The organism is Chitinimonas taiwanensis DSM 18899, assembly GCF_900119825.1.
Classification (GTDB): Bacteria; Pseudomonadota; Gammaproteobacteria; order Burkholderiales; family Chitinimonadaceae; genus Chitinimonas; species Chitinimonas taiwanensis.
This window is the reverse complement of the sequence record NZ_FPKR01000016.1, coordinates 1-15,556: the sequence shown is the minus strand read 5'-3', so window position 1 is coordinate 15,556 and position 15,556 is coordinate 1. Positions and strand designations below refer to the sequence as shown.

The 15,556-nt window shown below is 61.0% G+C and carries 12 protein-coding genes; all 12 read right to left on the bottom strand.

Annotated features, from left to right (window positions below):
* Nucleotides 1–86: 86 nt before the first annotated feature.
* The gene (locus tag BT173_RS17555) at nt 87–2,768 is read right to left on the bottom strand and encodes a nitrate reductase (RefSeq protein ID WP_072430055.1); all 2,682 of its coding nucleotides are present in this window, start codon (nt 2,766–2,768) and stop codon (nt 87–89) included.
* Between the two features lie 122 nt (nt 2,769–2,890).
* Complete coding sequence (gene nirD / locus BT173_RS17550; RefSeq protein ID WP_072429981.1) at nt 2,891–3,217, bottom strand: nitrite reductase small subunit NirD; 327 nt, start codon at nt 3,215–3,217, stop codon at nt 2,891–2,893.
* Nucleotides 3,218–3,400: 183 nt separating this feature from the next.
* On the bottom strand, nt 3,401–5,833 hold the full coding sequence (nirB, locus tag BT173_RS17545; RefSeq protein WP_072429980.1) for a nitrite reductase large subunit NirB: 2,433 nt from the start codon (nt 5,831–5,833) through the stop codon (nt 3,401–3,403).
* A 4-nt stretch (nt 5,834–5,837) separates the two neighbouring features.
* A complete protein-coding gene (locus tag BT173_RS17540; RefSeq protein ID WP_072429979.1) occupies nt 5,838–7,583 on the bottom strand; it encodes a bifunctional protein-serine/threonine kinase/phosphatase in 1,746 nt (581 codons plus the stop codon).
* A gap of 132 nt (nt 7,584–7,715) precedes the next feature.
* Complete coding sequence (locus BT173_RS17535) at nt 7,716–8,927, bottom strand: nitrate/nitrite transporter (protein ID WP_072429978.1); 1,212 nt, start codon at nt 8,925–8,927, stop codon at nt 7,716–7,718.
* An 859-nt stretch (nt 8,928–9,786) separates the two neighbouring features.
* The gene (locus BT173_RS17530) at nt 9,787–10,254 is read right to left on the bottom strand and encodes a hypothetical protein (protein ID WP_139256214.1); all 468 of its coding nucleotides are present in this window, start codon (nt 10,252–10,254) and stop codon (nt 9,787–9,789) included.
* Between the two features lie 39 nt (nt 10,255–10,293).
* The gene (locus BT173_RS17525) at nt 10,294–11,016 is read right to left on the bottom strand and encodes a hypothetical protein (RefSeq protein ID WP_072429976.1); all 723 of its coding nucleotides are present in this window, start codon (nt 11,014–11,016) and stop codon (nt 10,294–10,296) included.
* A gap of 90 nt (nt 11,017–11,106) precedes the next feature.
* Nucleotides 11,107–11,832 (bottom strand): hypothetical protein, encoded by a 726-nt coding sequence (locus BT173_RS17520; RefSeq protein ID WP_072429975.1) that lies wholly within the window; start codon nt 11,830–11,832, stop codon nt 11,107–11,109.
* A 25-nt stretch (nt 11,833–11,857) separates the two neighbouring features.
* Nucleotides 11,858–12,112 (bottom strand): hypothetical protein, encoded by a 255-nt coding sequence (locus BT173_RS17515; protein ID WP_072429974.1) that lies wholly within the window; start codon nt 12,110–12,112, stop codon nt 11,858–11,860.
* A gap of 77 nt (nt 12,113–12,189) precedes the next feature.
* On the bottom strand, nt 12,190–12,810 hold the full coding sequence (locus tag BT173_RS19465; protein WP_139256213.1) for a hypothetical protein: 621 nt from the start codon (nt 12,808–12,810) through the stop codon (nt 12,190–12,192).
* The gene (locus tag BT173_RS17510; protein WP_072429973.1) at nt 12,800–15,073 is read right to left on the bottom strand and encodes a peptidoglycan DD-metalloendopeptidase family protein; all 2,274 of its coding nucleotides are present in this window, start codon (nt 15,071–15,073) and stop codon (nt 12,800–12,802) included. The genes BT173_RS19465 and BT173_RS17510 overlap by 11 nt, the downstream gene beginning before the upstream one ends.
* A 3-nt stretch (nt 15,074–15,076) precedes the next feature.
* Nucleotides 15,077–15,556, bottom strand: a 480-nt coding sequence (locus tag BT173_RS17505) for a DUF2345 domain-containing protein (protein WP_139256212.1), incomplete at its 5' end; no start/stop codon positions are given.

The window sequence follows — 15,556 nt, the reverse complement described above, 5'->3', positions numbered from 1 at the left end:
TACGGTGTTTCGGGTTTGTAGGTCGGCAAAAGGCCATTTGGCGCGAATCGCTGCGCTCATGGCGCCCTACGCAGCCCACCTTTCCTTCACGCTGTTACCGCCTTGGCGCACATCTGTTTCAGTTCCGGCACGCAGGAGCCGCACACCGTGCCGCAACCGAGCGTGCTCTTGATTTCCTCCAGCTCGGCGCCGGTTTGCAGCAGGCCGCTGATCTGCGAGGCCTTCACCTGGGTGCAGTTGCACACCACCTTGTCGCGCGGCGTGGCATTGGCCAGCTTGGGCGAGAACACGGCCAGGCGCGGGCCTTGCCAGGCCTGGGCATCGATCAGGCTATTCAGCAGCGCTTCGCTGCCCTGCACATCGCCGGCGAAGACGAAGCCGCTCAGCGCGCCGTCCTGCCAGCCCGCACGCTTGAGCAGGCCGCGGCGGGCGTCGCGGTATTCCAGGACATCGGCGCCGGGCAAGAGGTCAATCAGCGTGAACAGCCGCGCCAGCCAGTCGTCCATAGCCGTCTTGGCCGCCGCCCGTATCACCAGCACATCGCGCCCTTGCAGGCTCAGCGAGGCATAGCCGCATTCGGCCAGCAACGGTTGCAGCAGGGTTTGCAGGGCCAGCACATCGGGATGCTTGCGGGCGATGACGGCGCGCCAGGGCAACTCGGCCGGCTCCACGCGCACAGCGGCGTGCTTGAGCTCGGGCTGGAAGGACTTGCCGTCCACCTTGCCGATCGAGGCCTCATTGATGCCACCGCTATTGAGGAACTGGCCATTCCAGTGCATGGCGGCAAACACGCTGCCGCTGCTCACCTCGTCGGAAATCTGCAAAGGCAGTACCAGCTGGCCGCGTTTGCTGCTCACACGCAGCAGATCTCCGGCCTTGAAGCCGCGTCGCTCGGCATCGAGCGGGTGCATGCTCAGGCTGGGTTCGGGTGTGTGGCTGAACAGCTGCGGCAGGCGGCCGGTGCGGCTCATGCCGTGCCACTGATCACGCAGGCGGCCGGTCAACAGATGGAAGGGGTAACGGGCATTGGTCGGCTCGGCCAGCGGCTTGTAGGGCGTGGCGTGGAACTTAGCCTGGCCGGAGGCGGTAGCAAACACGCCATCCGTGTAGCGGCGCGCCTGGCCATGCAGCTGGCCTTGCGGCAGCGGCCATTGCTGCGGACCGGCCTGCTCGAGCAGGGCGTAGGACAGACCGGCGATATCTAGATCGCGCCCCACAGTCAGCGCGCGGTGCTCATTGAACACGCTCTCCGGGTCGGCATAAGGGAAGAGCGTCGGCAAGCCAGGGCGCAGCAGCATTTCCATGCGGCGCGCCACTTCGGTTGCAATCCACCAGTCATGCCTGGCCTCGCCCGGTGCGGCCACGGCGGCGCGCACGCGCGAGATGCGCCGCTCGGAATTGGTCACCGTGCCCACCTTCTCGCCCCAGCTGCTGGCTGGCAGCAGCACATCGGCGTAGGCGGCGGTATCGGTGTGGGCAAACGCCTCCTGCAGCACCACGAATTCAGCCGTCTGCAAGGCCTCGCGCACCGTATTCAGATCCGGCATCGAATGGGCCGGATTGGTGCAGGCAATGAACACCGCCTTGATCTGGCCGCTTTTCAGCGCGTCGAACAAAGCCACCGCCGGCGTGCCGGGAATATCCGACAGCCGCTCCACGCCCCAGAAGCGTGCCACTTCGGCGCGGTGCTCGGGGTTCTGGATATCGCGGTGCGCGGCCAGCATGGTGGCCATGCCGCCCACTTCGCGCCCGCCCATGGCATTCGGCTGACCGGTCAGGCTGAAGGGGCCGGCACCGGGGCGGCCAATCTGCTGGCTGGCCAGGTGCAGATTGATCAGGGCCAGATTCTTGTCGGTGCCATGGGCGCTCTGGTTCAAGCCCATGCAGTACAGCGACAGGCTGGCAGGGCTACGGCCGAACAATTCGGCCGCCTGGATCAGATCGGCTTCCAGGATGCCGCAGATTTCCGCCGCCATGCGCGGGGTGTAATCGCGCACCAGCGCCTTCAGCGCGGCAAAGCCCTCGGTGTGGGCGGCGATATAGTCGGCGGCGATCAGCCCTTCCCAGATCAGGTGGTGCAGCATGCCGTTGAACAGCGCCACATCGGTGCCGGGCTGGATTTGCAGGTGCAGGTCCGCCAGCGCGGCGGTATCGGTGCGGCGCGGGTCGACCACAATCCACTTCGCGCCACGCGCTGCCTTGGCGGCTTCCAGGCGGCGGAACAGCACCGGGTGGGCATAGGCCATATTGCTGCCGGCCAGCAGCACGCAATCGGCCAGCTCCAGGTCTTCGTAGCAGGTAGGCGGGCCATCGGCACCCAGTGCCAGCTTGTAGGCCGTCACCGAGCTCGACATACACAGGCGCGAGTTGGTATCGATGTTATTGGTGCCGATCAGACCCTTGGCCAGCTTGTTGAAGACGTAGTAGTCCTCGGTCAGCAACTGGCCGGACACATAAAACGCCACCGCATCGGGGCCATGCTGCTGCACGATGCCGGCAAAGCGTGCCGCCACGGTATCCAGCGCACTATCCCAGTCGGTACGCTGGCGCTGGGCATCGCGGCTCAGGCGCAGCTCGGGGTAGAGCGCGCGGCCGGTCTGGCTCTGCGCAGTCTGCGCCAGGGTCAGGCCCTTGGTGCACAGGCGGCCGAAGTTGGCCGGATGATCGGGATCACCCTGCACGCCGATAATCTGGCCGTTTTCGCTTTCGATCAGCACACCGCAGCCAACGCCGCAGTAACAACAGGTGGATTTCGTGATCGTTTTCATTTGCCGCTCCGGCTTTGCCTGGTTTTGATGCTTGGTGCTGATGAGGTAGGCGCTTCGTCGCGCCACCATCACCCCAACCCCTCTCCCGGAGGGGGAGTGGTAGGAAGGCGGCTAAGCCGCAATCAAGCCAGACTCAAAAACACCTCGCCGTTCTCCACCTTCACCGGAAAGCGCCGCGCGCAGCCCTCGTCGGGTGCCTTGGCCTCGCCAGTGACGAGATCGATGTTCCAGCTATGCAAGGGGCAGGTCACTGTCTCGCCGTGCACGATGCCCTGGCTTAGCGGGCCGCCCTTGTGCGGGCAGCGGTCGAGCAGCGCAAAAACCGTATCGGCAGCGGTGCGGAACACCGCCAAATTGCCGGCTTCACGCTCCACGACGCGGCTGCCCAGACGGGGGATGTCTTCGACGGCACACAGGTGAACCCATGGGGTAGATGCGGACATATTCATGCTTACTCCTTCACAAAACGCTGTTTGCAGCTAAGCCCGAGCCCCTTGGCGAGGCTCCCTCGCTGCGCGAGGGCGGGGGGAGTGGGCTCAGCGAAGAATCGTTAATGTCTTGCTGCCCGCTCGCACCCGGCTGTGCCGGGTGTTGCGCTGCGCTTGGCCAACTCAGCAATGGTCAATCCGTGTTCACGCAATGACCTTCAGAGGGATGTATTCATTCTTCTGCGCACCCTTGATGCGCGCCGCCCACGGGTCGGGCAGGCCATCCAGCGAATAGAGCAGGCGCTCGTACAGGGCTTTACGATTGGCCGCGTCGTCGACCACCTTGGCCTTCACATAGTCGAGGCCCACCCGCTCGAGGTAGTGCACGGTGCGGTCGAGGTAGTAGGCTTCCTCGCGATACAGCTGCAGGAAGGCGCCGCTGTATTCCTTCACTTCCTCGGCCGTCTTCACCTTGCACAGGAACTGCGCCACCTCGGTCTTGATGCCGCCGTTGCCGCCCACATACAGCTCCCAGCCGCTATCCACCGCGATAATGCCGACGTCCTTGATGCCGGATTCGGCGCAGTTGCGCGGGCAGCCCGATACGGCCAGCTTGACCTTGTGGGGCGACCACATATTGGCCAGCATGGTTTCCAGATCGATGCCCATCTGGGTGCTGTTCTGGGTGCCGAAGCGGCAGAACTCGCTACCCACGCAGGTCTTCACGGTGCGGATCGACTTGCCATAGGCGTGGCCGGAATTCATGCCCAGGTCTTTCCAGACACTGACCAGGTCTTCCTTTTTCACCCCGAGCAAGTCGATACGCTGGCCGCCAGTGACCTTGACCATGGGCACCGCGTACTTGTCGGCTACGTCGGCAATGCGGCGCAGCTCGCTGGCATTGGTCACCCCGCCCTTCATCTGGGGAATCACCGAGAAGGTGCCGTCCTTCTGGATATTGGCGTGCACGCGTTCGTTGACGAAACGGCTTTGCGGGTCGTCGATGGCCTCGTGTGGCCAGGTGGAGATCAGGTAGTAATTGACGGCCGGCCGGCAGGTGGCGCAGCCGTTCGGGGTGCGCCATTCCAGGAAGTCGTAGACATCCTTGTGGGTAAGCAGCTTGTTCTCGCGTATCGCCTGGCGCACTTCGCCGTGGTTGCGGTCGGTACAGCCGCAGATGGCGCGGGTCTTCGGCGACTCCTGGAAGTTGGAACCCAGGCAGTTCATCAGCACCTGCTCGACCAGGCCCGTGCAGGAACCGCAGGAGCTGGCCGCCTTGGTGTGCTTCTTCACGTCATCGACGGTAAACAGGCCCTTTTCCTTGATCGCCTTGACGATGGTGCCCTTACATACGCCATTGCAGCCGCACACCTCATCGCTGTCCTGCATGCTGGCGGCGCGGCTCTGGCCCTGATGGCCGGTATCGCCCAGATTGGTCTCGCCGAACATGATGTGCTCGCGCAGCTCGCCAATCGGGCGGTTTTCACGCAAGAGCTTGAAATACCAGGCGCCATCGGCGGTATCGCCATACAGGCAGGCGCCGACCAGCTTGTCGTCCTTGATCACCAGCTTCTTGTACACGCCGCCGGCCGGGTCGCTCAGCATGATCTCCTCGGTGCCTTCCCCGCCCATGAAGTCGCCAGCGCTAAACAGGTCGATGCCGGTGACCTTGAGCTTGGTGGATAGCACCGAGCCCTTGTACTGGCCGATGCCGTACTGGGCCAGATGGTTGGCGCAGACCTTGGCCTGTTCGAACAAGGGCGCCACGAGGCCGTAGGCAATGCCGCGGTGACTCACGCACTCGCCCACCGAATAGATGCGCGGGTCGAAGGTCTGCATGCCATCGCTGACCACGATGCCGCGATTGCAGTGCAGGCCGGCCGCTTCGGCCAGCTCGGTATTCGGGCGGATGCCGACCGCCATCACCACGAGGTCGGCCGGGATGGTCTCGCCATCCTTGAAGCGCAGCGCCGCCACCCGGCCGGTCTCCCCGGCCACCAGCTCAGCAGTCTGCTTCTGCAGCGCGAACTTCAGGCCGCGCTCCTCCAGCGACTTCTGCAGCAGGCGTGCCGCGGTCTCGTCCAGCTGGCGCTCCAGCAGCCAGTCGCCGATATGGATGACCGTCACATCCATGCCGCGCAGCTTGAGGCCATTGGCCGCTTCCAGGCCCAAGAGGCCACCGCCGATCACCACCGCATGCTTATAGACCTTGGCCGCCTCAATCATCTGCTCGGTGTCGTAGATATCGCGGTAGCTGATCACGCCGGGCAGATCCTTGCCCGGAATCGGCAGGATGAAGGGCTTGGAGCCAGTGGCGATCAAGAGGCGGTCGTAGGCGGCCTCGGTGCCATCCTCGGCCACCACCACGCGCTTCATGCGGTTGATCTTCACCACCTTCTTCTTTAGATGCAGGGTGATGTTGTTTTCCTCGTACCAGGAGACCGGGTTGAGGATGATCTCCTGCACGGTCTGCTCGCCGGCCAGCACCGGGCTCAGCAGGATGCGGTTGTAGTTCGGATGCGGCTCTTCGCCAAACACCGTGATGTCGTAAAGATCCGGCTGGAGCTTGAGCAGCTCTTCCAGGGTACGTACCCCGGCCATGCCGTTACCAATCATGACGAGTTTCTGTTTTTGCACGGTCTTAGCTCCGTTTAGCGGCCAACGATGAATGGGAAGCCCCGTCTGCGCGGGATGGATTTTTCTGGGGATCTGCGGCCGAACTGACCAGCAGGACAAACAACAGCAAGAGATTCAGACCAAGCGAGGCCAGCGCCAGCGCCATCCACAAGCGCCCCGGCGCGCGCTGGGCCAACGGGCTCTTGCGCGCCACGCGCAGCGGGCGCGCCTCGCCCAGTTCCAGCGCCACACGCATTTCGTCGGCGGTTTCGAAGCGCAGCGCCGGGTCGCGCGCCACGGCTTTCAGCAGCACGCTTTCCAGCCAGGCCGGAATGTCGGGCCGGTAGCGGGTGGGCGGAATCGGGTCGCCGAAATGCGGGGTCTGGAATGGCTCGATCTCGCCATAGGGGTAGCGGCGGGTCAGCGCGTGGTAGAGCGTCGCGCCGGTCGCATACAGATCGGTCTGCACGCTGGCGCGCGCGCCACCGAATTGTTCCGGGGCCAGGAAGCTTGCCGTGCCCGGCGTGGCATCACCCTCCACGGTAATGCCCGGGCAGTGCGCCACACCCAGGTCCAATAGGCGCAAGCGCCCTTCCGGATCGAGGTGCAGGTTTTCCGGCTTGATGTCGCGGTGCAGGATGTCGAGCCGGTGTAGGCCGCTCAGCGCGCGGCTCAGGCGCAGGCCGATGCGCACCGCCTCTACCGCGCTAATGCGCTCGCCGCGCGCCAGCTTGTCGCCTAGGGTCTCGCCCGGATACCAGCGCATGGCCAGCATCAGCCATTGGCGTTCCTGCGGCTCGATCAGTTCGGGCAGGTAGTGGCTGCCGACGCGCTTCATCAGCCAGCCCTCGGTCAGCAGACCCTGCGCCAGTTCTTCATCGGCGCCGGCCAGCTCGGTCAGCGTCTTCAGCACCGCGCGCTGGCCTTGTGCATCGCGCGCCAGGTAGACGAGGCTGGCGCGGCTTTCTGCCAACAGCTTTTCTACGGTGAAGCCGGCCACCTGCTGACCCGGTTTCAGGCGCGGCAATACCGCCAGGGCCGGGGCACTGGCCAATTCGTCGCGCAGGCCGCTGCCCGGCAGGGACAGCACGCGCAGCACGATGGCCGAAACATTGTCCTGCGCATTGGCCGCCAGGGCAGCGGCCACCAGCGCTTCGGCGGCGCGCTGCGGCTCGTCGTGCAGCTGCAGCAGGCGATGGACTTCCACATCGCCCAGCGCTGCCCACACCCCGTCGCACAGCAGCGTGAACACATCGCCCTCGGCCAGCTCGCCATCACGGAAGTCGAGCACCACATGCTTGTCGAGACCCACCGCGCGCTTGAGCACATGCTGAAAGCCTTCGTGCTGCCAGACATGGTCCTCACTCAGCTGCTCGAAGCGCCCGCCCTTCATGCGATACACGCGGCAATCGCCGACATGGGCCAAGGTAAAGCGCCGCCCACGTAGCACCAGCGCGCTGAGCGTGGTGGCCAGCGGCTCGCCGCTACCGGCCTGGCCGTTCAGCCACAGATTCTGGGCGCTAACGATGCGATCGATCGCATGCGCCGGCTCCCAGGTATCGGGGGTGGCGTAGTAATCAGACACCAGGCCGCGCACCGTGGCCTGAGCGGCCAGCTTGCCATCCGCCGACTGGCTGACCCCATCGGCCAGCGCCAATAGCCAACCCTTGCTGGCCTCGAAGCCGGCCGGCGGCTCGATCGCCGCCAGCGCATCTTCGTTGCGCGGCTTGGGGCCGGTATCGGTAGCGGTGCCGATGGCGAGTTGCAGCATGGCGCTTGGTTCCTTGGTGATGCGTGAGGCGTGAGGTGATAGGTGTGAGGTGTACCGGCTGTCGCGCAGCGACACTTGATCTGGTGCGGCTGCGCCGCTGAACGACACCTCACCCCTCACGCCTTACCCCTCTCATACCTTCGCGCCGGCGATATGCGCGGCACCCCAGGTGGTGCGCCAGCGTTGCTTGACCGATAGGAGGCCCACCCAGGCGAACAGGGCCAAGGCGGCGAAGATGGTCAGGCCCAGACTGTAGCCACCCGTGGCCTGCTTGGAGTAACCAAGGCCAGTCGCCAGGCAGAAGCCGCCGATGCCGCCCGCCATGCCGACGAGGCCGGTCATCACGCCGATTTCCTTGCGGAAGCGTTGCGGCACCAGCTGGAACACCGCGCCATTGCCCATGCCCAGCCACAGCATGCCGGCCACCAGCGCACCGAGCGCCATCCAGGCCTGCGACAGGTTCAGCGACACCACATACAGGCAAACGGCCGCCAGCGTGTACATGACCAGCAGCGAGCGGATGCCGCCCACCCGGTCGGCCACCGTGCCGCCAATCGGGCGCATCAGCGAGCCGGCGAACACGCACATGGCGGTGTAGAAGCCGGCCTGTACCGGGCTCAGCCCGTACTGGTCGTTGAAATAGACGGTGAGCGAGGAGGCGAGGCCGGAGAAGCCGCCGAAGGTCACGCTGTAGAAGAACATGAACCACCAGGCGTCCTTGTCCTTCAGCACGGTCAAGTACTCGCCCAGCTTCTTGGGTGGCGGGCAGTTCGGGCTGTCCTTGGCGAACACCATATAGACGATGAAGGCCAGCACGAGCGGAATCAACACCAGACCGAATACCGTGTTCCAGCCGAACATACCGGCCAGCGTGGGGGCGAACAGCGCGGCGATGGCGGTACCAGAATTCCCGGCGCCGGCAATGCCCATCGCGGCGCCCTGGTGTTCGGGCGGATACCAGCGCGAAGCCAGCGGCAGGGCCACGGCAAACGAGGCGCCGGCCACGCCGAGGAAGACCGCCAGCACCATCACCTGCGAGAAGCTGTGCACGCCCAGCAGCCAGGCCGCGGCCAGGGCGGCCATCACAATCAGCTGGCCAATCGCACCGGCTTTCTTCGGTTTCAGATGATCAACCAGCACCCCCATCACCAAACGCAGCAGCGCACCGGCCAGCAGCGGCGTGGCCACCATCAGGCCCTTCTGCGCCGGACTCAGGCCCAGATCACGCGCGATATGGATCGCCAATGGGCCAAGCAGCACCCAGACCATGAAGGCCAGGTCGAAGTACAGAAAGGCCGACAGCAGTGTCGGGGTGTGGCCTGCGCGCCAGAATGAGCGATCCATAGCTGTTTCTCCGGGAAGCTGCTGGCCCTCGCCCTGCGAGGGAGCAGAAAACAAAAACGGCGTCCGCTCTTGCCGATAAAGGCAGAGGGGACGCCGTTGTCCTGATACGGTGACGGGCTGGAAACAGGCCGGGCCCAATGCTGCCGGGCCAGTCTTGCCGTCGGGCAAGCGAGTCGTGCGACCCACTTACCGGAATACTGACCAGCACCTCATTGCACTGGTCTCGCCTTACCTACAGCAATGCGCGTGCCAAGCGGCGAGTGCCTTGATAGATCAGGGTTTACCCGAGCCGAGCCCGCCCGCAGTGGCGCCAAGCCACGCCTTTATTGCACTGCAACAGTGCAAGCAATCCGCCCATTGCACTGCGGCGGAGCGGTTGGCTTGGCGCCGGCAGATCGGGATGCCGGGGCGTGTTGACGCGCCTGGCAGCGTCTTCCCTGGTGATTGGGAGACAAGGAAAGCCCGATTGGGGGCAGGATCATGCCGTGAAGCAGGAAGGCCCTATGGCTAGCTATCGGCTAAGGCAGATACACGGCCCTCAGCCACGCTCGCCATCAAACCGACGGCGCCTGCTGGGCAATGGCCAGATAGAGCAGGATGACCGGGCTATTGAGCAGCGCAGCCAGCAGGCCTCACAGCAAAGGTATCCCCCACGAGCAGTCACCAGCGCGCTGGCGCAAGCCACGTATCAAGATGGCAGTCAGCAAGGGACAGGCGGCCATACCCAGGGCCAGGCCTAGCAATACGGGGCCTTGGATATGAGGAGCTAACGCAGGATGGCTGCTGACAAAGAAAACCAGCCAGGGCAGCAGGGACGACAGCAGGATAGGCAGCAGGGCAAGGCGAGACCGCATGGCATTCAAGCGATGGGTCGGCCGCGGCGCATGGCGCGATAGCCGACCAGCCCGCTGATGCCAAAGGCCAGCGTGATGGCCAGTGCGAGGCGGATCGGGAACAGATTGGTCAAGCCTTGTTCAGGGTGCAGCACCAGCGCCGCTAGCCCCCTGTGCAGCACGCCATCCTGAGTCAGCAGGAAGGCCAATAGAAACGCTAGCACCGCCAAGAGATTGGCCAGTTGTTGGGCGGTGAACAACGGGCAGGACTGATAGCGGCACAGCACAAAACCCACCAGCCAGGCCAGGCACACCAGGCCTATCAAGGGCAAAGCACTGGGCAGGGACAAGGCCGTATCTTCCACACTGCCAGGCAGTTTCTCACCCACTTGCCAGATGAGGTCGCTGGCCAGCAGATACAGAAACGGCAGCACAAAGGACAGCAGCAGCGTGGCAACGCGGCCAAGCCTATCCTGCACAAGCTTACTTCTCATGGTGAATTCGCCCAGGCATGGGCATCTGGCGGCATCAGCTCAGCTCGGCACATAGCGGTCGAAATAGATGCTGTGCGCCCTCCCCCAACGCTGCGCCTCCGCCTCGGCCTGCTGGACGAAATCGCGATAGCGGTAAGTACGCCCCCGCTGCGCGGGCTTGGCGCGCTCCGCCAGATATTCGCCATAGTAGGCAAATCCGCCTGCCGAGCTGAACCAGGCCAGCAGCTTGGCGCTCGATTCGGGCAGCACCTGCAGATCGCTGCTAAGGGTTGGCTTGCCCATGATGCGCCCAGTGTTATTGGTGGCGAACAGATAGAAACGGCCCTGCCGCTCCCAAACCCGGGAGCTGAAGCGCGCATCGCGGTAGAAGTAATCCGGCGGCCCCAAGCGTTCCATTAGCGTGGACTCAAGCGTGGCCGTCTTATCCGCAGTCTCGGTATGAATTTCGTAGGCTGCGATCTGCTGGACCGACTTATCGACATAGAAGCGCACATAGTTGCTGGCCAGAAAGGCGTTCGGCTTGTCCTCATTATCCAGCATGCTGCCCGAGAGCGACTGACCGCCAAACCACAGCAAACCCTCGTCCTTGGAGCGATAAACGACCCAATCAGTTAGCTCGTAATCAAGCCGATGGGTGTGCTTATCCAGAATGGCGCTGGGCGCCATGGGCAGGCTGAGCTCGGCAAGATCAAGGTCCGGGCGCTGGCAGGCAGCCAGCAGGGTGAGCAGCGTCAGCAGCAGAATCCTAGGGTATATCGTCACGTGCTTTCTCTTCGAGCTAGGTAGGCTAAGAAATCCAATACCGCCCAGCGCCCCCTAGGTCAGGGAGCGGAATAAGACGGCGTGGTACCGCTACTGGCGCACATACCGCCAAGACGGATTCGACTCCGGCAACATAGTTAAGCTCAGCACCGCCTTGCCTTGGTAGTCGATTTTCAGATGCAGGGTTTCGAAGGCGGGACGCAGGCTGCGGCCAGGGTCGAACTCCACGCTCAGCGAGCGTGTGTCGGGCGATTGAATCGCATGCCAGCTCTGCGCTACGCCACGACGCGGATAGGCAAGGCCGACGCGCTTAATCGTCTGACCCTGCCATTCGGGCTCTGCGCGTACATCAAAGCCCAACATGCCATTCCGCCCAGTCACGCCGTTACGGACCTGGCCATTGCTGAACTCGGCGCTAATCTCAGCCCCGGACCAGACCAGTCCCAAGGCACTCGACTTGATCTCAACCACCAGCAGCACAGGTCGCGCACCGGCCTCGTTATAGGGCGCCAGCACCTCGGTCGATTCGCTGATGGCGCCAAAGCGCGCGTCGGACTTTATATCGGTCTGCAAGACCACGGTCTGGTCCTGCACCGACCACTTGCCTTGCGCCTGCTGATCAACGCCGCCATAGCTGATGCCGTACTCAAATCGGCCATCGCGACTGAGCAGCAACTCCGCCCCTACCTCGCGTACCCCTTGCAGATAGTAATGACCGCTGATGGCGCGCATCGAGGGCGCCTTCACCGGCTTCGCACCGACTAGGCCGGTGGCGGCGAACGTCAGCAGCGCAAAGCAGTATTTGCTGGGGGTCATTCGGTTCGCTTTCATTATTCCCAGATCAAGCCACATCCGTGACTTCGAGCGGGTTGGTGTTGAGGCGCGGGGCCTGGAAGGCATACTGCATCCTGGTGTCGCCACTGATGCTTTCAATCATTAAACCGGATGATGTCCAATGTCTGCAATTCATTGCTTTACAGCGCCGCCAGCGCAGATAGCCCCACATCGCATACATTTCCTGATTGACGCCGCCGCGGTTCAGGAAGGTCTTGTCCCCGCGCTTGAACGCAGCAATTTCCCTGTCAAGCCGGGCCATCTCGACCTGTGTTTCCCATTGTTATAATGGGCACTTCCTTCTATCTGCACATGCAATTTATGCATTACTTTTACAGTTCATTTTGCATTTAATGCATTCGCCTCAGCGGCCTGTTTTTTTAGATTCAACCATATTTTTTTAATATCGCTCACGCGAACCAGTTGCTTTTTATTTAAATTATTTTTGACAAAGAAATAACTGTAGATAAAGCGATTATTGCTTATGCTGGAAACTGCCACATGGCAAGTTGCGGTAGGTCGATAGATTTTTCCTGACCCAATGTCACAATCAACAATTGACGCCTGAATTCTCGAATCATTCTCAAGAAGCGGCTTCATTTCATATTGAGACATTGGCGATGCGAACACCAGGCTCGATCTTTGTTCATTCATGTTTGGCAATGCGTTGACATCGACATTTCGCTCAATCACACCCATGTCACGTAGGAAATGGACATCCTCTGAGATACAAAAATCACCAACAAAACGTTTGTTCGAGGTGGCAAACACCTCCAAGCATTTTGTTTTTTCATATGCCGAATATTTTTCTGAACGAGATTCTTTTGCATGCATATACGAAGGCAAGGTTATATCGACACGTGATGCATCTAATTTAACATTGGATTCTGCGTGGGCGGTTAGAACCAATGCCAAACTCAGAATTGTTTGAATATGTAAAAATCGCATTTTACGACCCATCCATAATTATCATTTCAATCGCAATTGTTTCGGCGAGCCGCTCGTTTAATCCATTCGGCTCGCCAGTATTCCTGTTAATGCCGTTGATTGCTCTTGCCACGGCGCGAACACTTTGCCGATTTATATCGTCACCAGTAATAATAGAGTTTATTGTTCGAAAATCATTGCTAGCTGCCCCCCCCTCCCAATACCAGCCGCCTGCATCAATCGCATTAAATGGACTAACCGATAGCCTTTGTGGGTCGGGGATTGCCGGCGCTCTCGTAGGTCGTGCAGGATTCCACCAAGGTGCTTGAAATGAGTCGCTTGTAATCCAGTGCCTATACACCCAATACTTACTATAGTTTTCTCTGCCAGTGAGTTGCTTCATTCCTCGCCCACGATATTTCGGCCCATCTCCTGCCTCGATATTACCTAATCGACCTTCCAGATAAAAAAGGTAATCAGTACTCTGGGCAGGGACGTAATATCCAGCATCTTCCGGTTGAAAGCTTGGGTGCGTTGGGTTGCGTGAGTAATTTGCAGACCCTTCCACCATTAAAGAAAGAAACATTGACTCAACAGCACCCTGCCCAAAAAAATGGGTCATTCTGGCTGGGCTTAAGATTAAATACTTCCGGATTATTCTATTAATATGCTCCAGGTAAAGACCTCTTATCGAGCTAGGTGTTCTGCCCCTACCCTCGCGAGACAATGCAGTCATAGCGTACTTAGTATCAGGATATATACGCGCCAAATCGGCATTACTTAACCAACCACACCGCCTAAACGTTTCAATGAATGCTCGCGGATGAAAACACCAGGAAGCAGTCTGCAAAGCAGGCGCTGTGAAGCAAAGCGCCTCGGCATTACTGGTAAAGCCAGCAAAGCTCTCGGCGTCCAGTGCTTCTGGGTTCTCAGGTGTTACTTGCTGCAACCAGGCCCAGCGCGCTTGTAGCGACGCAGCATTCCAGTCTAAAGGGATGGCGCAGATTGTCTTACGCAGCTTTGCGTTTATTGCCGGCTCGGCCATGCGTGTCCGGCGTTCTGCCGGCGAAACATGCATGTCGCCATCAATATCTAACAGCGCTTTCACGGTGGCCGAGTCGCAGCGGCTATCCGTTGCGGCGGTATCGTCCTCGATGAACTGCCAGCCTTTCCAGTGCGGAAAATCAGCATCGCTGAATTTCCGTACAGTCATCTCCATACCTTGCGCATTGAGATTAACCCATCCCGTTTGCGTACCGGTACCTTGGGCCAGTGGAATGACGATCTGCTGCCAGTGGGGTACATCGGCAGGGTTCAGCGTTTCATGAGCCGTATTGATCACTCGTCCAAATCGTAGCAACTCGTAAACCGCGCTCATTGCAGGTCGGGTGGCAGCAGGGTAGGACTCGCTGATCTGTTTCGCCCGAGCATACAATTGATATTCATAAGCAGGATTGTTATGCCGGCCGCACTCACTCCCATCCTCGCGATAGGTGGTGGCCAACATATTCCCACGCACCTCTGCCGCCCCGTCACCGGCAGCAAAACGCATCCCAATAATGCAGGGGATTTCTGTACTGGCGGCGGGATTCAACGGAACTGGTGGGGGAAGCGGGCTTTGTCTCGTTGGCCGCGGTGGTTGAACCTGAGCAAGTGGGTTGTTATCCAGCGGACATTGATCGTAGACCGGCGTTCCTTGAGGAAGATGGAAATAGATTTCGCCAAACACAGCGTCACTGCGTCCATCGCGATGAGTAGCCAAATCACCAGTTGTCCGGCCAGCAAGCCGGCCAAGATTTTCTGTGTCGCAACGTATTTCGAAATGCATGCAATTGGGCTGTCCCTCAATATATCCAGCCTGCCCGATCTCAGCTTTTCTATGAATCGACTGTCCAGCACGCACCGAGCGCGGTATGTCGGTTAAATGCATGTAAATGGAATAGAACCGAACGCTAGTAGCTACGCCCTCGGCGGTGGCGCCTATCTCTGTGTTGTGCTCAAGCACAACGACGCCGTTGCTGGTCCAGCCGTTGTAGTTCAGTACATGTGCAGGGTCATCACTACGTGTCGCCTCTCCGGCACGAGCAAAGACAACAGTGCCGTCAGCAATCGCTCTCACGCGTAAGCGGTTCCGGTTCTCTTCCGGCGCCTCAAGATGCACGCCCCCATGCCAGCAAAGTTTGTTACCGACGGGGTACATTCCCTCGCCCCTAGCTTCGATGAGCGCGCGATTCAACCAAGCCTCATCGGTTTCATTGGCTTGGCGTGTTGGCAAAAAGGGTGGGCTTATCAGCATGATTTACATCGAAAACGAGAAACGGCGCTTGAACTTGAATTCAAGTTGGCTTTGTTGAAACTTCGGCAGATCGGCATCCAGCTTCGCCGCCCCCACAAACGACTTCTTACTCGCCTTCACCGTAATCGTCCCCGGACACGCCACCGTGATCCCACCATCCAGCGTGATGCTCGCCCCACCCGCCGTCTGGATCACGATCGTCTTGGCTGCCGCCAGCGTGGTGTCCGCCTTGGCCGATTCCAGCGTCAGCTTGCCCTTCGCGGCCAGGTTCATCGGGCCGGCGTGGGCTTGGATCAGCAGGTCGCCTTCGCCGGTGATCGCGCTCAGGCCTTGGCCCTGGTCCTTGTCACCTTCGGCCAGGCCGCCGGTGAAGCTGATCGCCTGGTTGGCATCCAGACGCAGCTGATGGCCGGTGAGCAGGTTCAGGTGGCCGCCGGCGAGCCAGTTCTGAGTTTCGCCGGTCAGGAAGAAGGCGTCCTGGCT

What these genes read in the sequence shown, in the direction of transcription:
- BT173_RS19465 (WP_139256213.1), bottom strand. Translation starts at nt 12,810, where the DNA reads ATGGGTCGTAAAATGCGATTTTTACATATTCAAACAATTCTGAGTTTG.
- BT173_RS17515 (WP_072429974.1), bottom strand. Translation starts at nt 12,112, where the DNA reads ATGGCCCGGCTTGACAGGGAAATTGCTGCGTTCAAGCGCGGGGACAAG.
- BT173_RS17530 (WP_139256214.1), bottom strand. Translation starts at nt 10,254, where the DNA reads ATGAGAAGTAAGCTTGTGCAGGATAGGCTTGGCCGCGTTGCCACGCTG.
- BT173_RS17520 (WP_072429975.1), bottom strand. Translation starts at nt 11,832, where the DNA reads ATGACCCCCAGCAAATACTGCTTTGCGCTGCTGACGTTCGCCGCCACC.
- BT173_RS17510 (WP_072429973.1), bottom strand. Translation starts at nt 15,073, where the DNA reads ATGCTGATAAGCCCACCCTTTTTGCCAACACGCCAAGCCAATGAAACC.
- BT173_RS17555 (WP_072430055.1), bottom strand. Translation starts at nt 2,768, where the DNA reads ATGAAAACGATCACGAAATCCACCTGTTGTTACTGCGGCGTTGGCTGC.
- BT173_RS17540 (WP_072429979.1), bottom strand. Translation starts at nt 7,583, where the DNA reads ATGCTGCAACTCGCCATCGGCACCGCTACCGATACCGGCCCCAAGCCG.
- BT173_RS17535 (WP_072429978.1), bottom strand. Translation starts at nt 8,927, where the DNA reads ATGGATCGCTCATTCTGGCGCGCAGGCCACACCCCGACACTGCTGTCG.
- nirD (WP_072429981.1), bottom strand. Translation starts at nt 3,217, where the DNA reads ATGAATATGTCCGCATCTACCCCATGGGTTCACCTGTGTGCCGTCGAA.